The sequence below is a fragment of the Vibrio sp. B1FIG11 genome, from assembly GCF_905175335.1.
Classification (GTDB): domain Bacteria; phylum Pseudomonadota; class Gammaproteobacteria; order Enterobacterales; family Vibrionaceae; genus Vibrio; species Vibrio campbellii.
This window is the reverse complement of sequence record NZ_HG992751.1, coordinates 1,810,765-1,832,651: the sequence shown is the minus strand read 5'-3', so window position 1 is coordinate 1,832,651 and position 21,887 is coordinate 1,810,765. Positions and strand designations below refer to the sequence as shown.

Annotated in this window: 23 protein-coding genes, 1 pseudogene and 1 riboswitch; of the genes and pseudogenes, 11 read left to right on the top strand and 13 right to left on the bottom strand. The window is 43.7% G+C overall.

The genetic code is table 11. The annotated features are described in order from the left end of the window. Window positions 1-66: 66 nt before the first annotated feature. Both KHO06_RS08790 and KHO06_RS08785 read left to right on the top strand, forming a co-directional pair. On the top strand, window positions 67-429 hold the full coding sequence (locus KHO06_RS08790) for a VOC family protein (protein WP_212581360.1): 363 nt from the start codon (window positions 67-69) through the stop codon (window positions 427-429). A 126-nt stretch (window positions 430-555) separates the two neighbouring features. Continuing rightward, window positions 556-939 carry a hypothetical protein gene (locus tag KHO06_RS08785; protein WP_005433654.1) on the top strand — a complete coding sequence of 128 codons (384 nt, stop codon included), beginning with the start codon at window positions 556-558 and terminating at the stop codon, window positions 937-939. Window positions 940-1,050: 111 nt separating this feature from the next. On the opposite strand, the gene KHO06_RS08780 is transcribed toward KHO06_RS08785, so the two are convergent. Together KHO06_RS08780 and KHO06_RS08775 are read right to left on the bottom strand one after the other, a co-directional pair. Continuing rightward, window positions 1,051-1,785: a chromosome segregation ATPase gene (locus KHO06_RS08780; RefSeq protein WP_005434001.1), complete on the bottom strand. Its 735-nt coding sequence runs from the start codon at window positions 1,783-1,785 to the stop codon at window positions 1,051-1,053. A 31-nt stretch (window positions 1,786-1,816) separates the two neighbouring features. Beyond that, the gene (locus tag KHO06_RS08775; protein ID WP_005434065.1) at window positions 1,817-1,975 is read right to left on the bottom strand and encodes a hypothetical protein; all 159 of its coding nucleotides are present in this window, start codon (window positions 1,973-1,975) and stop codon (window positions 1,817-1,819) included. Between the two features lie 529 nt (window positions 1,976-2,504). After that, a riboswitch (glycine riboswitch) is annotated at window positions 2,505-2,606 on the top strand. A 116-nt stretch (window positions 2,607-2,722) separates the two neighbouring features. Between KHO06_RS08775 and KHO06_RS08770 the strand changes: the two genes are divergently transcribed. The 6 genes from KHO06_RS08770 (at window position 2,723) to KHO06_RS08745 (ending at window position 10,327) form a co-directional block, all read left to right on the top strand. Continuing rightward, the gene (locus KHO06_RS08770) at window positions 2,723-4,099 is read left to right on the top strand and encodes a sodium:alanine symporter family protein (protein ID WP_212581359.1); all 1,377 of its coding nucleotides are present in this window, start codon (window positions 2,723-2,725) and stop codon (window positions 4,097-4,099) included. Between the two features lie 442 nt (window positions 4,100-4,541). Next, complete coding sequence (locus KHO06_RS08765) at window positions 4,542-5,294, top strand: winged helix-turn-helix domain-containing protein (protein ID WP_212581358.1); 753 nt, start codon at window positions 4,542-4,544, stop codon at window positions 5,292-5,294. Beyond that, window positions 5,291-5,752, top strand: coding sequence for a hypothetical protein (locus tag KHO06_RS08760; protein ID WP_212581357.1), 462 nt, complete (start codon window positions 5,291-5,293; stop codon window positions 5,750-5,752). The genes KHO06_RS08765 and KHO06_RS08760 overlap by 4 nt, the downstream gene beginning before the upstream one ends. Before the next feature lie 503 nt (window positions 5,753-6,255). Beyond that, window positions 6,256-7,728 carry an aerolysin family beta-barrel pore-forming toxin gene (locus KHO06_RS08755; protein ID WP_212581356.1) on the top strand — a complete coding sequence of 491 codons (1,473 nt, stop codon included), beginning with the start codon at window positions 6,256-6,258 and terminating at the stop codon, window positions 7,726-7,728. A gap of 176 nt (window positions 7,729-7,904) precedes the next feature. Then, a complete protein-coding gene (locus KHO06_RS08750) occupies window positions 7,905-8,573 on the top strand; it encodes a ParA family protein (protein WP_045381167.1) in 669 nt (222 codons plus the stop codon). 284 nt (window positions 8,574-8,857) lie between these two features. Beyond that, window positions 8,858-10,327 carry an aerolysin family beta-barrel pore-forming toxin gene (locus KHO06_RS08745; protein ID WP_212581355.1) on the top strand — a complete coding sequence of 490 codons (1,470 nt, stop codon included), beginning with the start codon at window positions 8,858-8,860 and terminating at the stop codon, window positions 10,325-10,327. 82 nt (window positions 10,328-10,409) lie between these two features. Here KHO06_RS08745 and KHO06_RS08740 read toward each other — a convergent pair whose 3' ends face one another. Beyond that, window positions 10,410-10,976, bottom strand: a complete 567-nt coding sequence (locus tag KHO06_RS08740; RefSeq protein ID WP_012128115.1) for a hypothetical protein — start codon at window positions 10,974-10,976, stop codon at window positions 10,410-10,412. Further along, window positions 10,976-11,611, bottom strand: coding sequence for a LysE family translocator (locus tag KHO06_RS08735; protein ID WP_047480054.1), 636 nt, complete (start codon window positions 11,609-11,611; stop codon window positions 10,976-10,978). Before KHO06_RS08735 ends, KHO06_RS08740 begins: the two co-directional genes overlap by 1 nt. A gap of 415 nt (window positions 11,612-12,026) precedes the next feature. Between KHO06_RS08735 and KHO06_RS08730 the strand changes: the two are divergent. Further along, window positions 12,027-13,500: pseudogene (locus KHO06_RS08730) on the top strand (carboxypeptidase M32). Between the two features lie 49 nt (window positions 13,501-13,549). Here KHO06_RS08730 and KHO06_RS08725 read toward each other — a convergent pair. The 4 genes from KHO06_RS08725 to KHO06_RS08710 form a co-directional block, all read right to left on the bottom strand. Beyond that, window positions 13,550-14,122, bottom strand: coding sequence for a hypothetical protein (locus KHO06_RS08725; protein WP_212581354.1), 573 nt, complete (start codon window positions 14,120-14,122; stop codon window positions 13,550-13,552). A gap of 11 nt (window positions 14,123-14,133) precedes the next feature. Further along, entirely contained in the window at window positions 14,134-14,700 is a 567-nt protein-coding gene (gene thpR / locus KHO06_RS08720) for an RNA 2',3'-cyclic phosphodiesterase (protein WP_212581353.1), read from the bottom strand. A 10-nt stretch (window positions 14,701-14,710) separates the two neighbouring features. After that, entirely contained in the window at window positions 14,711-15,109 is a 399-nt protein-coding gene (gene fos, locus KHO06_RS08715; protein WP_212581352.1) for a fosfomycin resistance glutathione transferase, read from the bottom strand. 101 nt (window positions 15,110-15,210) lie between these two features. Beyond that, window positions 15,211-16,158 carry an LpxL/LpxP family Kdo(2)-lipid IV(A) lauroyl/palmitoleoyl acyltransferase gene (locus KHO06_RS08710; RefSeq protein WP_212581351.1) on the bottom strand — a complete coding sequence of 316 codons (948 nt, stop codon included), beginning with the start codon at window positions 16,156-16,158 and terminating at the stop codon, window positions 15,211-15,213. Window positions 16,159-16,587: 429 nt separating this feature from the next. Between KHO06_RS08710 and KHO06_RS08705 the strand changes: the two genes are divergently transcribed. Beyond that, the gene (locus tag KHO06_RS08705) at window positions 16,588-17,217 is read left to right on the top strand and encodes a LysE family translocator (RefSeq protein WP_045401778.1); all 630 of its coding nucleotides are present in this window, start codon (window positions 16,588-16,590) and stop codon (window positions 17,215-17,217) included. 57 nt (window positions 17,218-17,274) lie between these two features. Here KHO06_RS08705 and KHO06_RS08700 read toward each other — a convergent pair whose 3' ends face one another. Beyond that, window positions 17,275-17,412 (bottom strand): hypothetical protein, encoded by a 138-nt coding sequence (locus tag KHO06_RS08700; protein WP_155399482.1) that lies wholly within the window; start codon window positions 17,410-17,412, stop codon window positions 17,275-17,277. Between the two features lie 329 nt (window positions 17,413-17,741). On the opposite strand from KHO06_RS08700, the gene KHO06_RS08695 reads away from it, so the two are divergent. Next, on the top strand, window positions 17,742-19,169 hold the full coding sequence (locus tag KHO06_RS08695) for an APC family permease (RefSeq protein WP_012128124.1): 1,428 nt from the start codon (window positions 17,742-17,744) through the stop codon (window positions 19,167-19,169). Window positions 19,170-19,239: 70 nt separating this feature from the next. Here the strand turns inward: KHO06_RS08695 and KHO06_RS08690 are convergent, their stop codons facing one another. The 4 genes from KHO06_RS08690 to KHO06_RS08675 all read right to left on the bottom strand — a co-directional run bounded on the left by KHO06_RS08690 (window position 19,240) and on the right by KHO06_RS08675 (window position 21,473). After that, on the bottom strand, window positions 19,240-19,593 hold the full coding sequence (locus KHO06_RS08690; RefSeq protein ID WP_005433741.1) for a multidrug efflux SMR transporter: 354 nt from the start codon (window positions 19,591-19,593) through the stop codon (window positions 19,240-19,242). 132 nt (window positions 19,594-19,725) lie between these two features. Beyond that, window positions 19,726-20,406 (bottom strand): hypothetical protein, encoded by a 681-nt coding sequence (locus tag KHO06_RS08685; protein ID WP_244858335.1) that lies wholly within the window; start codon window positions 20,404-20,406, stop codon window positions 19,726-19,728. 168 nt (window positions 20,407-20,574) lie between these two features. Next, window positions 20,575-21,072 (bottom strand): GNAT family N-acetyltransferase, encoded by a 498-nt coding sequence (locus KHO06_RS08680; RefSeq protein ID WP_212581349.1) that lies wholly within the window; start codon window positions 21,070-21,072, stop codon window positions 20,575-20,577. Further along, a complete protein-coding gene (locus tag KHO06_RS08675) occupies window positions 21,072-21,473 on the bottom strand; it encodes a hypothetical protein (RefSeq protein ID WP_212581348.1) in 402 nt (133 codons plus the stop codon). The genes KHO06_RS08680 and KHO06_RS08675 overlap by 1 nt, the downstream gene beginning before the upstream one ends. Between the last annotated feature and the right edge of the window lie 414 nt (window positions 21,474-21,887).

Genomic DNA, 21,887 nt, shown 5'->3' with positions numbered 1-21,887 from the left:
GACATAACTTGTCATTTCTCTTAGGTAAGCTCGGTTTTCAATCCCCCAAAAGTTATGGAAACCGCGATGTTTACTATCAATTCTTTCGTCCTTTACGTCACAGATATCAACACGAGTAAGGACTTTTATTCGCAAACTTTTCAGTGCGAGCCAAAAGTGCTTTCTCCCCGTTTTGTCGCGTTAGATTTCGCAAATAATGTCACTATCACACTTAAACAAAGTAATGCATTAGTACCTAATAGTGATGTCACTGGAGGCGGTACAGAACTCTCAATACCAGTGGCAGACAAATCTAGGCTGGATACATTGTTTGAAGAGTGGCGAGCTCAGGGCATGCACTTTGCACAACAGCCAGAAGATTCTGTTTTTGGCTGGAACTTCGTTGCACTTGATCCTGACGGGCACCGAATTCGCGTATTTACTCACTAAAAAAGCGTAAAAAATCAGAAAAATCGTTTAATAATGTGCTTTTTAGGCATTCCCATTCAGTCGGCAATAAATTAGACTCAGTCAAACGCCCAAGAAGTTTGAATTATTGATAAAAAAGGAATGCCAATGAGCTCAAGTATGATCCTTAATGAATCGCTGATTGTAAGTGGCCGAGATATCCCACTAAAAGAATTGTTGTATGCAAAGCGTGTACTTGATAATTACATGGCTGTGGCAAAAGAAAGTAGCCCGCTCGAACTGCTGACGGAAATGAAATCGGCGGCAAAACAAGTGGAATATTTCACTACCAATGATAACCCTTGCGAAGCGCGTAACGTCATCAGTAGCATGATTGATGAGATCGACAGCGCTGAGTCGTTTGACTCATTCAAAGCACTTGCAGGTAAGCCTTCTCAAGCATTGAACGAGCTGATTGAAGATCGCGCTCAGCTGATTAAACACGAGCGCGAATTACTGTTGGCTTCAGGCTACGACGCCTCTCGTATCTGATCCCGCTTTCAGAGAAATATGACACATAAAAAAGGAGCTCATTGAGCTCCTTTGTTGTTTCCAAATCTGTGGAAATATAGCCTTCGAAAATCGTTGCGCTATATGTTGGCGCTACAGGCCCATGTCTTCAGTGATCTCTTTGATCTGTTTCAAGTCCATTTTGTTGACTTCAATGAGCTGGTCAACTTGGCTTAGTCGGGAATTAGCCTCATCGTGTTTATCACACGCGTCAGATTTCACGTCCCAAGATTTGCCTTCCAAGAAAACGTCACACTCTTTCTTGAGCTTCTCGATCTTCGGCATTAACGCTTGACGTTCTTTCTCAAGTGACTCAAGTTCTTGTGAGATTTGCAGTTCTTTACGGAACACTTCACGTGAGCGCTCAAACATGGTCGCTTGCATGTCTGCTTGGCGATTTAGCTTGTCGTTCTCGCTTTTGGTCGTGTTTAACGTTGCTTTCTGCTCTTTCACTTGAGATTCAAGTGACAAATTCACTTTCTCCACTTCGGTCAGTTGCTCTTGAAGTGCTTTCAGTTCCGCTTTGTGTGCTTCTTCTTTCTCTGTCAGCAGCTTCGCAACCTTTACGTCGATCTCTTTATCTATGCCCGCTTCGCGTGTTTTCACTTGAGAGACCAAGTTAGTTTTATCTTGTGCCAGTGCTTGGTACTTTTCTTCCAGCACTTGATAAGTGGATTCCCACTTGCTTGCTGTCATTGCTGAGCCAGCCAATCCACCGAATGCCAAACCCAACACGGCCGCAATCGCAATATAAATGTGAGTACGCTTATCGCGTTCCTCAATGACAACTACTTCGTCTTGGTCTTCAATATTATTTTGAGAAGTCACCGTATCTTACTCCAAGGACTCTACTGGTTGGCTAGCGAGTGAGTTCCGCAATCATAATTGACGCGGTATAAATTAAGAATGCGCCGATCAAAGTAATCACGGTCGCCTTTTGGACTTTTTCATTGGTACGATAACGAAATAGCACAAACGCTACTCCAATCAATACCGCTATGGCTAACAATCTGGTCATACCGCCTCCTTGTCCAATAATAAAAACTTATCCGATTCCATAGACAGCTGTGCAAGGAATCATTGTAACCTATTTCTACGTTGCTTACGGTCAACTTAGCGTAGATTTTGAAGCGATTGCTCCCGTTTTGATCAATTATCTGTTCTAAACTGAACAACTTATTGCCAAGCCATGCGATTCTCATCGACAAGTAGGATTCATCTCTTCCCTTCTATACAAACTAACAATAGCCAGCCCGAGAAAGCATTTGGTTAGTTAATCAGCAAACCTATGAAACTAAGACAACAAAGGCGCCATAATATGCTGAAAATAAATCTTCATTTGGTGTTGAAATGGTAACAAAACATGATAGAGTTCACACGTTAATGGTGACCAGCATCATTAACTAACCTTTACTCATTTAATTGAGTAAATGTTCCGATGAAGACTGCAGGAGAGTGGTTATTAACTAAATTTTAACATTTAGTTAGGGTAACTCGCCGAAGAATTAACTATTTCAGGTGCTACCTTGGTAGCGGGGACTGTAGTTGGAGGAACCTCTGGAGAGAACCGTTAAATCGGTCGCCGAAGGAGCAAGTCCTGCACATGTGTGTAGGGTGAAACTCTCAGGCAAAAGGACAGAGGAGTGGAAAGTAACAACCTAACTATTTGGCGTTCCCGCCTTATTTTGAATAGCGTGGCTATTAGAGATCATTGATCTCGTCCTTTCCCTCTTCTCCTTATTAGTTGTTTTATTAAGGGGAAATCATGAACGACCTACAATCTTTACTTCAAACCATTGATAACTTTGTCTGGGGTCCACCACTGCTGCTTTTGCTTGTGGGTACCGGTGTTTACTTCACTTTTAGCCTAGGCTTGATCCAATTTAAACACCTACCAACTGCGTTAGCGATGGTATTCAGTAAAGATAAGTCATCTGATAAACAGGGTGACGTTTCTAGTTTCGCAGCGCTATGTACTGCGCTGTCTGCAACCATTGGTACAGGTAACATCGTTGGTGTTGCTACCGCAATCAAACTTGGTGGTCCTGGAGCTCTATTCTGGATGTGGCTCGCTGCCCTATTTGGAATGGCAACCAAATACGCTGAGTGTCTTCTTGCGGTGAAATACCGTCGTGTTGACGACAAAGGCCAAATGATTGGTGGTCCTATGTACTACCTGCAATATGGTGTTGGCTCGAAAGCGCTGGCTATCATGTTCGCGGTATTTGCATTGGGCGTTGCCTGTTTTGGTATCGGTACCTTCCCTCAAGTGAATGCGATTCTTGATGCAAGCGAGATTTCTCTTGGTGTAAACCGTGAATTGTCTGCTTTTGTCCTGACGCTACTAGTGGCATTCGTAACCTTAGGTGGTATCAAGTCGATTGCGAGCGTAGCGGGTAAAGTGGTTCCAGCAATGGCGCTATTTTATGTGCTGGCGTGTTTAAGTGTGATCATCATGAACGCAGACCAATTGCTGAGCGCAGTTGAGTTGGTTTTGGTGTCAGCCTTCACTTCAATCGCAGCGACAGGTGGTTTCTTGGGGGCAAGCATTATGCTAGCTATCCAGTCAGGTATCGCTCGCGGTGTATTCTCAAACGAATCTGGTTTGGGTAGTGCGCCAATGGCAGCCGCAGCAGCGAAAACGGATTCTTGTGTTAAGCAAGGTCTGATTTCTATGACGGGTACCTTCTTCGATACCATCATCATTTGTACTATGACTGGTCTAGCTTTGATCCTGACAGGCGCTTGGCAAAGTGACTTCTCTGGTGCAGCGATGACAACGCATGCATTTGCCGTTGGTTTGAACGCAGAAACATTCGGCCCAATGCTGGTGTCTATCGGCCTGATGTTCTTCGCGTTTACCACCATTCTTGGTTGGAACTACTATGGCGAGCGTTGCGTTGTGTTCCTATTCGGTACCAAAGCGGTGCTTCCATACAAGCTGATTTTCGTCGGTTTGGTGGCATCTGGCGCGTTCCTTCACCTCGATATGATTTGGCTACTGGCTGATATCGTAAATGGCCTGATGGCAATTCCTAACCTGATTGGTTTGATTGCTCTACGCCATGTGGTGTTGGAAGAAACAAAACTGTTCTTCAAACCGTCATCTCAATCGGATGATTTTGATGCAGTGAAAGCATAAGCCAAGCTAGAAACTTTAAGCCCGCTGAATTCAGCGGGCTTTTTCTTGGCTTGAATTCCATCTTTTTCTAACCACCAGTTCCCTTTCCCCATTTAATTTTCCATTCGCTTAATAAACCTGAAGATATTACAAATTAACAAGTCTTATGACGATATATGAAAACAATTATTTCACCATAAGCCGTTCGATAAATGAGTAGATACTAAACCATTATGTCATTACCAAAATAGGTGAGATTCATCTGAAAGTTTTTCAATTGGTTTAAGTTTGGTACTACACGAGATTGATGTTTAGCGACTATTGTGCTTTATTTTATAAAATGAAAATTAGGTATTAACTAATTCATATTTAAATGTGACTTTTGTGACGCCTATTCACACAAAGTAAAGTGTAATGTTCTTTTTCGTTTCCCCTTGCTTATTATAAAAACAAAAACTGTCGTATGAACTTATATAACCCTATTAAAAACACGCTTTCTAATGGTGAAAAAACAATAAAGATCGGGTACCGAGAATCGCAGATTCTTACCCTTTTACTGGAACGCTCCCCAGAGGTTGTGAAAAAACAAGACATTGTTCAATTCGCTTGGGGAAATGAGTACATCGGTGAAACTTCGCTAGCCAAAAGTATCAGCGTACTCAGACAAAGCTTTATCAAAATCGGTATCAAAGACTCCCCTATTCTCACAGTTCCAAAGGTCGGATATCGCTTGGTGGAGGACGTCTTGTTGAATGAGTGTCTCGTTACCATCAACACTCCAAGAGAGGAAAGAGTTCCAGCTAAACCAGAAGAAACCTCTCAGCCCGCGTATGCCGCTAAGCAAAAGCCGGGCTATCGAAACCTAGTTTGTTATGTTGTCTCACTGAGTTTCTTGTTTGCCGCCGTTCTAATGGTAGCAAGTAAATATCACAGCTCTTATAGCCACCCTCAGTTCAGTAAGTTGCTCAATGAACATACCGTGGGCTCGCTTGAGGTTTATATGTCTCCTAGCACCTCATTGTCACTCCGAGTTCAAGAGTTACTCGCAGAGAACCAATGCCAATGTGTTGTTTATATTGAAGAAAATAACGGATTTTCTGGGCTCTCATGGCTTAATAAAAAAACGCGAAAGTCAATCAATGTGTTTTACACACCAGACCAGTTTGAGCAAGCCTCGAAGACCATTGCTCAGTTTGTTGCGGAGGAAAGACGATGAAACCCTATATCGCTGTTGCCCTGTCTTGCCTATTGTTCCTTGGGGCCTGGAATCTACCTTGTCGTCATAACGCCGAGGATAATCGTTATCACCACAGTATTGTTGATATTCTGCCTGATGATCACATCCTACGTATTGATGGATTAACTCGAGTCAACCACCGTACGATTACACACATTGCCTCATTGCAAGATGAGTCCATGTCTAACCCAATCATCCTGAGCTTCAAAGGCACGTCTCGACCGTACTCTGACGTAAACCTATCGATATCGGGCAAAATGAATTTGTTATCCGTGCAAGAGATACGTCCAGCTATTAACGACTCGTTCCTATCGCCTTATCTCGTTTTAAATGATGACCCCATCTACTTCGACTTCGAAGTAATTCACCAGAACGAGGTTTTCTCACTCATTAGAGATAAACAAACAGGCCGAACAAAACTTCTTGCTAAAAGATAAATGGCTATCTGAACTTTTCGTTACGACCGCAAATTCCTCATGGATGAGGTATGTTTAATTATCATTATTCTCTGCTTTTTATCTAATTTATCATTATAAAAAATAGCACTTACTAATATTCATTACCCTTACTCATAACGTGTCTATATTTTATTGCGCCGATACAGATTAGGAATTACTGATATAAACATCAAATCTTACTCCGTTAAAAACGTATAAACTTTCTCCTTATCATTATTTTAGTAAAACCATTCAGCTTAAAAGCATAAATTAATAACGTTCTAAACCAACTTGGTGAGGAATCTATTTCCTTATTAATGAAAAGCAATCGATTTCAATAACCAGATAGTGACAATAAAAACAATATAAGCAACTGAATAAATGGGTAATAATATTTCAATTATTTTCAGTATTATCAAACCTATCAACATGAAAAGGTGGTTATGACCGCAACAAGAGCGGCTTATAAAACAATATAAAAATGCAATCATGAGGGAACGTTCATGCGAAACATCAACATCAGCCTTTTGTCAGCAGCTATCCTATCTACATTCGCAACTGGCGCACAGGCGAAAATTTACCCCGACCAAATCGTTCTTGATCAGCTCGGCGAAGATGTCTGCCGTTCAGGCTATCGTCCACTTGATCGATATGAAGCGGAAGAACAAAAAAGTGCACTGCTCGCCCGCATGGGACAGTGGCAAATTACCGGCCTAAAAGGTGATTGGGTGATCATGGGACCGGGTTACAATGGTTTGATTAAGCGTGACTTACCGAACGGTAAGACCTTTTGTTACCCTGATGAAACACAGTCTGAAATCCCAAATTATTCTGCCATTGCCGTTCCTGAAGGTGGCGAGATCGATGTCCAATACGAATTGGTGACCGACCGTTCTTACTTCGTTCGTCCACTCAGTTACCTAGCCCACTATCTTGGCTACGCATGGGTTGGTGGTAACAATAGCCAATACGTGGGTGAAGACATGAAGATCGATCGCGTCGGTGACGGTTGGGTCATTCAAGGCAACAACAGCGGCTCTTGTAGTGGCTACCGTTGTGGCGAAAAAACAAAAATCACTGTGAATAACTTCGCCTATACCCTAAACGATAAGAACTTTTGGCATGGTGAAGTGATTGAGTCTGAGCGCGAACTGGTCGATACCGTTTGGGCGACAGCGAGAAACTACAGTAATACCCCGCAACAAATTGTTGTCGACTTAAAACTCACAGAATCAACAAACTGGTCAAAAACCAATAGCTATGGCTTTGCTCAACAGGTCAAAACCGAGAACGAATTTAAGTGGCCTTTGGTTGGTAAAACCAAGTTAAGCATCACCTTCGATGCTAACCAGAGCTTTTCTAACTCCAACGGTGCATCCACCAGCAAAGACGTGACCTTACAAGCTCGACCTATGGTGTCTGCAAACTCTGAACTGCCAGTGCGCATTGAGCTGTATCGTTCAACCATTTCCTACCCTTACCGATTCAACGCAGATATCAGTTACGACGTAAACTTTAATGGTTTCTTGCGCTGGAGTGGTAATGCTTGGCATACCCACCCTGACAATCGCCCATACAGAAGCCACACGTTCACCATGGGCAGAGGCAGCGAGCAATCTGCGGATATCCGTTATCAGTGGGATCACCGCTACATTCCGGGCGAAGTAAAATGGTGGGATTGGAGTTGGGCAATCCGTGAAGCAGGATTAGGCAGCATGCAATATGCGACGGGCGCAAGCTTACGTCCATTCCACTCTTATGTATCTGGTGATTTCTACGCGGAATCACAATACGCAGGTACGATAGAAATTGGTCAGCCAAGCCCACTTGGTTTACGTGCTCGCTCTACGGATACCCTGTCTGGAGGTACAACACAACGCGTTGGCGATGTCGAAGTCACCACAAACTTCGATGCTAGCAAGCTAAGCGCTCTTGGTTTTGAAGGTGCTCAGATGAGCATACAAGCAGCAGACTAAGTTAAATAATGATAAATCCCCCAATCCTTGCCCGTGTCTCCCCCTTCACGGGCTTTTTTGTGCGCCCAAACCATTACTGAGATAAGCATCATTAATAAATCATTTTATGGAATGCTAACCAATTAAGTTAACAATTTGGACATAATGCTTCGATTTATCACTGTTGGGGAAAAAGTTTGCTTTCATTTGCCAAACCACGTCAGACTAGTATTGCTTATTCAAAAGCAAAAAAGATCATCGTATTGAACCTAAAAGGTGGCGTGGGCAAGTCGACATTCTCCGCCAGTTTAGCAAGCAAACTCATCAATAATGGCCATACTGTAGAGCTGGTAGATTTCGATAAGCAACAATCTACCAATCGCTGGGCTGAAGGTATTGATACATTACCTAATCAAAGCTACAACCCTTCCCTTCGCAGCCTCTCAAACATTGCAGTCACGTTGAAGGTAAGCACCTCCACGGATTATGTGGTGATCGACTCTCCCGCAAATTTTTCGGAGAGCGACTTAGTGCGTTATCTGCGATACGTTGATTACATTGTGATTCCCATGCAGCCTTCACCCATCGATCTTCATGCCTCTTTGCCGTTTATCAATACGCTGATCGAAAAACATATCTTTAAGTCACGTCAAATTAAGATTGGATTTGTGATTAATCGTTGTGTTCATCAAGATGAGCGCCTCGACCGAGTCATGCGCCTTTTACGTTTTTTCCGTCAGTTCAAGACGTTGGGTATAATGAGCGAATCTGAAGTGTACCAACAACCTTTCATGGACAAGCAACTTGTAGACGCAAGCGATGTCGACCCAAAGCTGTGGGATAACGTCATTAAATGGTTAGATTAGTCTTTAGGTCCCGACGAATCAGAGTCAGCATAGTACTGAAAACTCTGCCTTGAGAATTTAATGCTATGCTTTTGATTACCCCTCCTCTGCTTGTTCCTCCGAAACATCAATCATTCCAGCTAAAGTGACACTCTCATCAGGCTAACCCTCTGACACTAAGAGGAATTATTTTTCAATTTTTTTCAGTGTTTTTCGACTTGTTTTATATGAAAGAGTACGCCCGCTTTTAGGTCAAAAAACCATAAAGCACCAACTCAATCATTAAAATAAAGGACATTGTATATATGCCTAACGTCAGTACGCAGCTCAGTATGACGCTTGCACTTTCTTTCTTATCGACGATTGCTCACGGTAAAATCTATTCTGATCAACTTGTTATCGACAAGTTGGAAAATCACCAATGTCGCGCAGGTTATCGCTTGATCACGCATTATGAGGCGCTCGAGCACAGAGATTCCATTTTGTCTCGGATGCAAACATGGGACATCGTCGGGCTACAAAATGGCTGGGCAATCATGGGCGAAGGCTATCATGGGGAGATCAAGTCTGAACAAGCGAGTGATAAAACATGGTGCCACCCTATCCATCCAAATGCCGGACTCCCTCGTAACGTCTCAATGCCCATCACCGAAGGTAGTACCACTGAAATTGAACATAACCTCGTGACAAATGATGAGAACTTTGTTCGTCCTATCAGTTATCTCGCCCATACCCTTGGTTACGCATGGCTTAGCGGGAACCAAGGAAAGTTTGTGGGTGATGACATGGTCGTCAACCGCGTGAATGGTCGCTGGGAAATACAAGGGAATAGTGACGGCTCATGCAATGGTGACCGATGTGATGAAAAAACCAAAATTACCATTCAAGATTTCGCTTACCATCTCAACCCAAAACATTTTTCACATAGTGATGTCTCTGAGTCAGCCAAGGAAAAACTGACAACGATCACCGCGTACGCAATCAATACGCAGGACAGGCCTAAACACGTTAACGTTCAGTTTGATGTCGACCAATCAACAAGTTGGTATAAGACTGACCATTCTGTATTTGCCCAAAGTGTTTACATTAGTGATGCATTCCAATGGCCAAAAATTGGGAATACTCACCCTAATGTATCGGTCGATGCCAATCAGTTATTCTCGGACTTCAACAGTGGCACAAACACCAGTTCAGCAAATCGAGAAGCGAACCTTACGATTCCCGCTCACTCAATTTTGCCAATTCAAATCGAGTTGTATCGCTCTCACATTTCGTACCCATTTCGTATTCGAACAGATATAAGTTATCGCGTGAGGTTCGATGGTTTTTTACGTCATAGTGGCAATGCTTGGCACACTCATCCAGAAAATAGACCGACCACTTCTCATACGTTCACCATGGGAAGAGCAAGCGAACTCAGCGAAAACATCCGTTATCAGTGGGATCATCGATACATTCCTGGGGAGACCAAATGGTGGGATTGGAGTTGGGCAATTCATACCCATGGCTTAGCCTTGATGCAATATGCGGCTGGAGAGAGCTTACGCCCATACCATTCTCACGTCTCCGGAAATTTCGAAGCTGAATCACAATATGTTGGGATGATAGACGTTGGCCAAGAATTAACCGTCGATGCTCCTCTGCAGTGGGCTGAAGGTTCAACCCCGCAGAAGATTCAAGTAGGCAATGTTACTGTTTTAACAGACTTCGACGCTAGATCTTTAGAGCAACTTGGTTTCCATTCCGCTCGCCTACTCATTCAACCTCTAGATTAAAGCACATGAAAAAAGAGACAGGCTAAGTAGCTTGTCTCTTTTGTTTGTATTCAACGTCAAATAGAAGCTCAGCATCTAGGGTTTAATCTCTTAGCCATTGATGCTCTTCGCCCTCACCTTGCTTATTAAAGAATGCAGAGTGTTGTTGCTTAAACTGATCGGCCTTGATTTCCGAAATCGGCCATTGGCTGAAGTCCTCTCTAATGAAGTGGTCATCAATGCCAAATTCTAAACTTCTTAGCTTGTTACCTACGAAGCGATAAATGTAGCTCTCTCCCGAACCTTCACACACCATAGGGACATGAGACATAGGCTGACCGTTGACAGAGACCGAAACCCATTTACTGCTTTCTGGTTCACACAGCTCCTGGTTAACGACATCAATCTCGAACTTATTGTCTAGCGTGGTACCGACAAACACCGCCGTTGACTCTTGCAAATAAACGCGTCGTAGCAACAGCTGTTTTGTGTCCTGCGTTCGCGTGGCTTGAATGCCATTTGAAAACGGCTCAAAATAAGACCAATGCCAATCCCATCTCATTCCTTTTTCAGCGAAGTTCAGTTGAGGTACAGTCTTCCAAGCAACAACGCCAAGCATAAGAGCAATAAAGATAAATAAGGCAATGACAATTCGGATAAGAACACGCATTAGGCTGGTTTTTCTACAAGTAGTTTAATACCCAGCGCCACGAGTACAGCCCCCGTAGCCCCCTCCATCCACTTCATGAAACTTGCGTTTTTCAGCAGTGTTTTTGCTGAGTTCAATGCGCCAGCTAAGCCACATTGCCACACCATCGCAATGATGAAATGAATCGATGCCATCAGCATAGATTGCAGCAGTGGTGAACCTTCAGGATTTACAAACTGGGGCAAAAATGCGAGATAAAATACCGCCGTTTTCGGGTTTAAAACGTTAGAAAGGAAGCCTTCACGGAATGCACGTTTTCCACTGTATGCTTGATGCGCTTGCTCAGAGACCGCAATACCACCGCTTGACTTCATCAATGCGCGCAAGCTGCTTAGCCCCAGCCAAATCAAGTAAGCGGCACCTACCATTTTGACCATCTGAAACAACTCGGCAGATTGAGCCAGAACGGCAGAAATACCGATCGCTGAAAACAGTGCATGAACAAATAGACCAAAGCAAATTCCCAGGCTAGTTGTACAGCCATCCTTAAGGCCTGAACGGCTTGTATTACGAATCACCAATGCGGTGTCCAATCCAGGCGTGAGCGTCAAAATCGTAATGGCAATCAAAAATGCCTCAAAATTCAAAATATCCATATTTTTGTAATAAGTGATTAAGCATTCCACATCAATACCGTCAAAACATTTAATGCGCAAGCAACTTTTGTGATCTAAGTCGTTGAAAGTCACACTGTGCCGAGATGAGGGCTCGCCAAACCGTAGAGAGTTTGGACAAAAGGTCTGTCATGTTAAAGCGATGAACTCAAGCACATTGAGTATCTTTGCCAACTAATCACACCGCTAAGCTCCTCTCGCTTATCTATACAAGTGCCTGAATTTGTGCACAATAGACCTGCATTATTTGTTAATAAATAGTAAATTAGACACACTTCTCTATCGACATTGTCTTGATGCTGCCTTTTTCTCTGCATCGGTGTCGAGAGATACGAACGTCAAGTTCAAGGACCCCGCTTGGGGCGTTTAAGGAAAGAACATAACAAAGAGTAGTCACATGAGCGCATTTCAAAAACTCGTCGAACATTCAAAAAAAAGTCTCTAACTTTGGCCATCTATCTGCAATCGTAGGTTGGGACCAAGCCTCTGTTATGCCATCTGGCGGTGCAGAAGCACGTTCAAACGCCATGGCAGAACTAGAGGTTCACATTCACTCTCTTATGACTCAGCCTCATTTGGGCGATCTGTTTGCACAAGCAGAGGAAGAGTCACTATCAAGCCAAGATCAAGCCGTGCTACGTGAAATGAAGCGCGATTGGCAGCAAGCGAACCTGCTTCCTGAATCTTTGGTGCAAGCACAGTCATTAGCAGGTTCTAAATGTGAACACGCATGGCGCACCCAACGTGGTAACGACGACTGGGTGGGCTTCGAAAAAAACTGGGCTGAAGTGGTAAAACTTTCTCAGGAAGAAGCGCAAATTCGTGCGGAAGCGGCTGGTACATCGCCATATGATGCAATGCTAGAACTGTACGAACCGGGCACAACATCGGCATCTCTAGATGCGCTATTCGCAGATGTAAAAACGTGGCTCCCATCCATGATTGATGACGCCATTGAAAAGCAAAAAGGCAATAACATTCTGCTGCCAAACGGCCATTACCCTACTGAGAAGCAAAAAGCGTTGGGCCTGGAAGTCATGAAGCTGCTTCAATTCGACTTTGAACACGGTCGCCTCGATGAAAGTGTCCATCCATTCTGTGGTGGCGTACCAACGGATGTCCGTATTACCACTCGCTACGATGAAAAAGAGTTCGTGCAATCTTTGATGGGCATCGTGCATGAAACGGGGCACGCTCGTTACGAGCAGGGTTTGCCAAAATCGCTGGCTGGTACAATGGCTGGTCAAGCTCGTTCAATGGGCATTCATGAATCTCAATCTCTGTTCTTCGAAATGCAAGTTGGTCGTAGCCAAGCGTTTGTAGAGCACTTAGCACGTCTGGCATCTAACCACTTTGAAGGCCCAGAGTTTGCACAAAACAATTTGTCGAAGATTTATACTCACGTAGAGAAAGGCTTCATCCGTGTAGACGCTGACGAACTGACTTACCCTGCTCACGTTATCCTACGTTACGAGATTGAACGCGACCTAATGAACGGCGTGATCAAGCACACTGACGTTCCAGAGTTGTGGAACGAAAAGATGAAAGCGTACTTGGGTCTTTCAACTGAAGGTAACTTCAAAAATGGTTGTATGCAGGATATCCACTGGACAGATGGTGCCTTCGGTTACTTCCCGTCATACACCTTAGGTGCGATGTATGCAGCGCAGTTTATGGCAGCGATGAAGCAAACGGTTGACGTAGACGGCGCAATTCGCTCCGGTGACCTATCACCAATCTTCACTTGGCTATCAGACAACATCTGGAGTAAAGGTAGCTTGTTCTCGACCGATGATTTGGTAACACAAGCAACGGGTGAAGTGCTAAACGCAAAACACTTTAAAACGCACTTAGAGAACCGTTACCTATAATAGTAGCGAAAGCAAAAGTAGAATGAGCAGCCCAGTACTGCTCATTTTATTAGCTTGTTATCCTGATTCGAGTTTCTAACGTTTCCTCGTAAATATCTTCAACATGATATGGCTCTATCGGTTCATCAGAAATAAGCCATGCACCTAAGATAGAATCGTCTTCCGTTTTGATCGAGATACAATCGCCATCAACAAATACAATGTTGAAGCCAAAGTCATAAATGACAACCTCTGAAGAAGGAACAAAGACTTTATCAGTAAAGTTTTCTTTTACTGCTTTACGACTGCGTAAGCTAAAGACTTCTATAAATTCTATTGCCTTAGATGCTTCGAAAAGCTTTACGCCCTCCAGTTGCCCTGCCTTAACGTCTTTTGGATTCAATTCATGAATAAATCTTGCAATGGGCAAATGAAAGTCATGCCCTTGAGGGCTGGTATACCAATCGTTGCTTAACTCAATAAAACCGGTAGGTATCTGGAAAAATAGAGGAGACAGGCTCGTCACTGTATTCGATTCAAAGCCAGCGCCCTCACTGCTCATCATCACTTTACATTCTAGTCCTATGATGGATCGCAGCGCCTGCACTGATTCACCATCCATCTGATAATTCAGAGTTTCCATTCTCTACCTCCCTAGCTCTGGCTAACACGATCAATAACGTAAATTTTATCCTGACGACTAACAAGCAACTTCTGCAATGCTCGATAAATCAATTCACCCTCTACCGTTTCACTTTCCATTAGTGCGATAGCGTCAATCGGTAACGGCAGTGGCAAGATCTTTACATCATCCAGTGGCGCTTGCTTATCGATATGACGAGCTAATGTAATGTGCGGAACGTAGTGTCGTGACTCCGTCGCGAAGCCATCCTGTTCCAATGCTTCTATCAGTTCGGTTTGCAGATTGGTAACAGCATGATTGTCTTCAATACCCAACCACGCTAGTTGTCTGCCACTTTGGTAAAACGAACCTAGATGGTCAACAGTAATCTGTTTGCAAGAAGACTTCAGATTGTGAAGAATCTTCGTTAGTTGCTCAAACTCCTCCTGTGTCGATTCACCAATAAAAGCCAAAGTAATATGGAAGTTTTCTTTGCGAGTATATCGCCCTACTATCTCATGCTGTTTTAACTTTTCTTGAATTTGCTTGAGCTTTGACTTGCTAGTTTTATCAAAGGTAAGCGCGAAAAATAATCTCATCTGCACGCTCCTAAAGCCACTCTAACCCTTCATAAGGTTGATGCTTTATGCTCTCTAATCGCGAGTATAAATCGCCAGTGTGGATTTCTAACTTGTGGCCATCAGGATCAAGGATGTATAACGAATCCCCTTCACTTTTATTCTCTTTCCATTGGCGAATACCCAACTCGATAATTGTGTTGGTAAAGTCGGTAAAATCTTGCTGTGAAACAGTAAAAGCGATGTGGGTGTAATCATGTTTTTCGTCTGGCTTGTCGACCGATAAACAAAGCCAAAGGTCCCTCAATGAGAGATACGCACCGCGCTTCCACTTTACATGCCCTTTAAAACCGAGCGCTTTAATATAGAACGCTAACGACCGTTCTAAATCACTCACCGCTATCGTAATGTGGTTCAATCCTGTCAGCATGACTCGTCCTTGGTAATTCATCATCGCTATTGTGGCAAACAACTATGCAGAATTGAATCGAAAGATAAAAGAAAGCCCAGAACAATGTCTGGGCTTGGTATTTACATTGCCGGAGCAAGTCTAGGTTTATACAAACAGCATTCGCCATCCGGTCGTGTTTTAAAACGGCGATGTAGCCACATGTATTGACTCGGACTCGCCATAATGGACTGCTCGACAATCTTATTCACGAACACGGCCGCTTGGTCTGGGTCGTTTTTCGGGAACCCCTCCACTGGAGCACTGATGGTTAACTTGTATTGACCATTGCTCTCACGAACCATGGTAAACGGTACAATCGCACAATCAGTTGCATCCACCAGCAAGCTGGTTCCCGTCGTGGTACAAGCGCGCTTTACTGCAAACAAGGGCGCAAACGTAGAACGACGAGTACCGTAATCATGGTCTGGTGCGTACCATACACGATGCCCCGTTTTGAGCGCTTCAAGCATCCCTTTAACGTTTTTACGATCGATTAAAGTTCGATTCGAACGAGAACGTCCTTTGTATTGAAAGTAATCAAAACATGGGTTGTTGTTTGGTCGGTAAACCCCAGAGCCTGATTTTTTGATACCAAACGCACGAGCGCCTAGCTCTAGGTTCATCGAGTGAACCGCTAACATTAAAACGCCCTTACCTTGTTTTTCTAGCGCTTCAATGTGTTCCATTCCTTCAATCGTTACGTGCTTGCTGACACGTCTGTCTGACCAAAACCACGCCATGGCGGTCTCAAACAAGGCGATACCCGCGTTATCGATATTGTCTTTTAAAATCGCCTCACGCTCTTGTTCGCTCATGTCTGGAAAACACAGCTCTAAATTACGTTTGATCGTGACTTTTCGTTTTTTCATTAATCGCATCGCAATACGACCAATTCCGCTTCCTAGCGCGAGTTGTACACGAAATGGGAGGAGGCTAAGAAGGTACATGATGCTAATAATGATCAATGTGCCCCAGTAGTGAGGTGCCAAAAATTCTACCTTGAATTTTGGTGCTGTGTGCTTATTCATGAATGTGTCATCAGACGAAATCGTCTTATTAATCCTTAAAAACAACGCTAAATGCGAATAGCAGTTACCATTGACTGTACTTATTACAAAAACTAAAGCGCGCGGATTCTATGGCGCTTTAATACGTTACACAATAAGAACTTTCTGAGATTGCGGTGGACACTATCAAGTTGAACAAAAAGGGCGTGATATTCGTCGAATTGAAACAAATTGCTAACTATTTTGCTAAAAGAAGAGAATAGGAAGAATCAAATCATAGGGAGAAAAGTGCGCTGGCTTCTTTTGGGTGCAGGTTTGCATCCTCGATGATATGGCCCTCCTTTTTCTATTAACACTACTCGATGTAAACGTTTGTTTTTCTCCATTCAGAAGTGTACAGTCTCGCTAACTAATCATTGATGCCAATCCTTTGCTGTAATTGGAACCTCCATGAACTTCGACACCTTGCTGGCTTTTGGCGGAATCGTCTTCTTTTTGGCCATTATTCCCGGCCCTAACGCATTGCTCATTTTATTTACCGCACTTACGCAGAGTCGTCGCTTTGCTATTGCCAATATTTTCGGTGTGGCACTTGGCTTTCTGATCCACGCTTTTGTCTCCGCAAAAGGGTTGAGCTTGTTGCTTTCACAATCAGCGCTGGCGTTCAACATATTAAAGTGGATGGGTGTTGCGTACTTAATTTGGTTGGGCATCAATAACCTAAGAAGTGGGCTTAAACTGGCAGACCAAAAGTTAAAACTCGACCGTAAAATCGAAGAACAGACTCTCAAGCAAGCCTTTGTGAAGGGGCTATTGACTAACCTGCTTAATCCAAAAATCGTGTTGTTCTACCTCTCTATCTTCCCTCAGTTTGTGCAACCTGAACATATTCTCGAGCAAAGCATCATGTTGGGTGCTCTTCAGGCAAGCATCGTTGCTAGTTGGTTTTTGTTTGTGATTTTCTTTGCCACTAAGGTTAAGGCCATGCTCACTTCTTCGAAAACCAGCAAGTGGCTAAACTACGTAAGTGGGGGTTTGTTTATTTTCTTCGGCATCGGTTTAGCTAATACCCGTTTTTAAAGCCAGCCTAAAGATACGAAAAACACGCCCACGAGCGTGTTTTTTATTGTCTCTGACTTAGCCAAAGACAGCGGCTAACACCAAGATCCCAACAAACAACACCGCGACTAACCCCAACAAATACGAAAGCTTGTCAGTGCCGCCCTTTGGCGCTTGATTACAACATCCCATGGTTTTCTCCACTTTCTGAATCACGCTAACTGCTCTTAATCTAGACCTTCCCCCAAGGTCAGAGTCAAACTTTGGCTAGCTTCCCATCAATTTCTCGAGTTCCGGTAATAAATAATTCGCTATAAACACGTTTTTAATATGCATTTTTTAAATCGATTTTGCGTTTTTTAACCAGAGCAAACGTTTAAACTGATTACGAATAAACCATTGGCATTTAGCTTCATTTTTGGGTAAATACATACCGTTTTTGGCTATATACCCACAGATTCTCACAGCCCTACAATACGCCCGTCTTACTTGTAGCACGCGGGCTCTCCATCCGAGGCTCGTGGCTCGACCATTAAAGGTATCGAATGAGCAATATCGCCAAATCCGCCGTCAAACTCAGTGTCTTTTCTGTCATCATGATTACGGTTACTTCCGTCGACAGCATAAGGAACATTCCGGGTGCCGCCTTATTTGGTAGTCACGCCATCTCTTTCTTCTTATTGGCAGGCCTTTGCTTCTTCGTTCCAACCGCATTAGTTTGTGCAGAGTTGAGCACCACTTACCCGCAACAGGGCGGTGTGTACTTATGGGGTAAAGAGACCCTTGGGCCAAACTTTGGTTTTGCGACTGTGTGGTATCAGTACGCAGAGAACATCGTCTACTACCCACCGCTCATTTCCTTTATTGTTGCGACGGGCGCATATCCTTTCTTTCCTGAACTGGCACAGAACAATATCTTCATGTTGATAATGATTAATGTGATTTTCTGGGCACTGACCTTAGTTAACATATTTGGTTTGCGTCTGTCCTCCCTCATTACCAACGTCTTTGGCACTTTGGGGCTTATCTTCCCTATCCTGCTGATCATCGGTTTGGGTGGTTACTGGGCTTATACCAACCCAAGCGAATCACATATTTCACTTCGTCATGCATCTGACTGGTTACCTGATTTCTCACAAGACGGTATTGGTGCGGGCTTTACTGCGGTTGTGCTTTCCCTAACTGGGCTTGAGATCACCACCTCTTACGCGAGTGAAGTCGATAATCCGCAAAAGACTTACCCAAAAGCACTGATCGCTTCCACCGTGTTGATTCTGGTATCTCTGACCGCGTGTTCGCTTTCCATCTCTTCCGTGGTATCCAGCGATCATTCAAGCTTGAGTGAAGGCGTGATACTGGCGTTCAAAGCCTTCTTTGATGATTTGAACATGTCATTCATGCTGCCAGTTATCGCGCTCGCGATTGTGTTTGGTAGCTTAGCGAGTCTGAATAACTGGATCATTGCACCAACTAAGAGCTTACATGTCGCTGCGAAAGACCATTTCATGCCACTGACATTATCAAAAGAGAACAAGAACCAAGCGCCAGTTCCACTTCTGTTGCTGCAAGGCGCGATTGTAAGTGTGCTTTCTTTGGTGTTCATCTTGGTGCCAAACGTGAACCAAGGCATGTGGCTGTTGAATATTCTGATGACTCAACTCTACATGGTGATGTACATCTGTATCTTCGTCAGCTTCTTGGTGTCACGTCGTAAACATGCGGATATTGAACGTCCATTCCGTGTGCCTGGCGGCAAGTTTGGCATGATGTTGGTGGCTGCTTTAGGTTTGATGAGCTGTCTGGTGACCATCTTCGTTTCATTCGATGTACCAGCAGGTATAAGCGCTCAGACAGGTGCTTATGCATTGATTCTTGGTTTCATTGCCTTTAGTTTGCCAGCGATTGGGGCCGTGATGTACCGAAACCGCAAACGTCGCCGACAAGGTCAGTTGATTGAGGTGATGGTGAATTAGTTCATCCCCCTCATCAGATAGCAAAAAGCCGCGAACGAATCGCGGCTTTTTTGTGTTTGGAATTTCTAGGTTAGTGACCAACCGTCTTAGACAGCAAGTTCACAATCATCACACCAGTGAGGATAAAGCCAATACCAACAAGCGCAGCAAGGTCGAGCTTTTGTCCGTACAGGAAGTAACCGACAGCTGCTACAAGTACAATCCCCGCCCCGCTCCAAATCGCATAAACAATACCAACAGGCATGCTTTTTACTGTTACAGACAGTAGGAAGAAAGCGATACCATAACCAATGATAACCACTGTACTTGGCATCATTTTGGTAAACTGTTCTGTCTTAGGAATAGAAGAAGTCGCAATCACCTCACACACGATAGCTATAGATAAAGCAACCAGTGGAGGCATAGAAACAAGCATTTTGAACATAAGGCAAACAACGCTCAATTAACCTGAACTCGATGACATATCGAATCTCTGAGCGGCGCATTATAATCAAAATCCGCTGGTACGCTATAAAAAGTGATGCAACTCACATTTACACCAGCGTAATAATCGCAGTTAGAAGTCGGTCTCTTCCAAATTAATCACGCAGGCAGACGCGTCATTTCTGGCTGTGAGTAACGAATCTGGGTCCGCATACACGATGTTGTCCAGCCCTAACTTTTGCATATCATCAATGTGATACATCCAAGCTGCGTTGCTGGTATCGCAACCTGCTTTGTGTAATTTTTCACGTTTGTTCAAGTGTCCAAACATGGTGATCTTTGGATTTACCGCCACCAACGCAAAAAAGGCTTCTTCATGCTGACGCCATAAACTTAAGGATTGATGCCATTGTTCGAGTTCTTGTTGATCAAAGCCATCGGTGTCCCATTCATCTTGCATCGCGCCACCAAACCAAAGCACTTCTGAGCCTTTCATAACCAAAGTACTCGGTGCCGCTGTTAGAACATAGTTCGCACAAGCAGAAGCGCACGTTCCATTGACGATTAAATGAACCTGATTGTTGTAAACCCAACGTCCTAGTTCCATCGCTGGTCGATACTCGCCTGAGTCGCTGTCTATCATCAAGGCAACAACACCATGCGGTTGAACATTGGCAAGCTCTATGGCTTCTCTAACCTTTTCTGTACTTATCTCTCCATTGAAGTAAAGTGTTCTACCTTCCATGTAAATATCATCTGACAGGCTGCACGCGACTAACCCTAAAAGCGTGATCGCGCTGAGACACTTTCTCATATCGCTCTCCATGATCTTGATTCCAAAACTCGACACTGAACTTCAAATGATTATTGAACAAGTTGAATAAAAGCGAGACGAAAAGTGGCACATTTTTGATCAACGTCAAAATATGCACATAGGTGCTCATGGGGTATTTAAATTGCGCTAAAAGAGAGAAACGATGATTTAAAAATCTATCTTTGATGACTGCCAAACCATAATGGTAGTTTGAATGCCGTTATGTAGAGCGTGATGTAAAGGTCGAAAGCCATATTTCCAATATAAAGCTTCATTATGTTGTTCGCATTGTAGGAACAGTTTGGGAATACCAAGCTGAGAAACATGGTTTTGAGCACGGGCCACGAGCGCCGCAGCATAGCCTTTACCCCGAGCTGAATCCTCTACATATACACCACCTAACCAATGTTCGTATTCTGGGAAGTCAATGTTCTCTCTGATCTTAAGTTCTGCGGTCGCGACAAGCTTGTTGTTTTCATCATGAACAACAAATGCGAGTGGAAATTCGTGTCGGCTGTTGGCCTTAAGCAAGACTTTTTCATGAACTTGAGTAGGCGTAACACCAGGGACGGCATAAGCCCACTCGTCAAAGTACCAACGTGCAATAATGTAAGACTCATCTGGAAAATCTGCAAGAAAGTGAATTTGGAAGGTTTGCTCTTTCACTAGTAGCCCTCATCCGCGCTATCAACAACACTAGCCTCACCTGCTACATCATAACTGGGCTGACTAAAACGATGCTGCTGCGCAAGCTCGAAGTAGATGTGCATATCGATAGGCTCTGGAGTGTTAAGCAGCATTTTACCTACCTCTCTCTGGAAATAGCCGTAATTGCCTGACTCTTCGGTTAAGCCTAACTGCTCATAACTCGCCAAGCTCGTAAACATGCCGTAAGCGTATTGATAACGCGCCTTGTCTTTCAGTTTATCGTGACCAAGTTCAGTCAAGGCTTTGTCTACTTCATCCGGCAGGTAAACGTCTTTATCACCAAACTCTCTAAGTAACACGATAGGCACCTGATGTGCGATGCTCTGAATGGTCTCTTTTCTTTTAAACATGCCAAACATAATGTCCTCCACTGATGGTGATGATCCAAACAACGCACTAACAGACGTGCTGGCGAGCCGATGAGTCTCTTTATTAGTATTTGGGCTCAAAATTTATACTAACTCGATCTCATAATCGTCTTCAAACGCTACCGTATCCGTTACACAAAAATGTACTCAGAAATCTTGCCGTAATCACATCCTGCTGATTGGGTTTTCCATGCAACCGAAAAGTACCGGCTCACGCTGCCGTGTTGTTAACTGGACCTTTCACTTAGGTAACTGCTCGCTCGGGTAATTACAAACATAAAAAAAGCCCAGCATAATGCTGGGCTTTTTTAGGTCCACGTCAACAAGATGATTTTTAACTGCATCAACAAGGATAGTTGGTTATATTATTTTTAATATCCTTGCCACCATCTTTAATAAACCTTA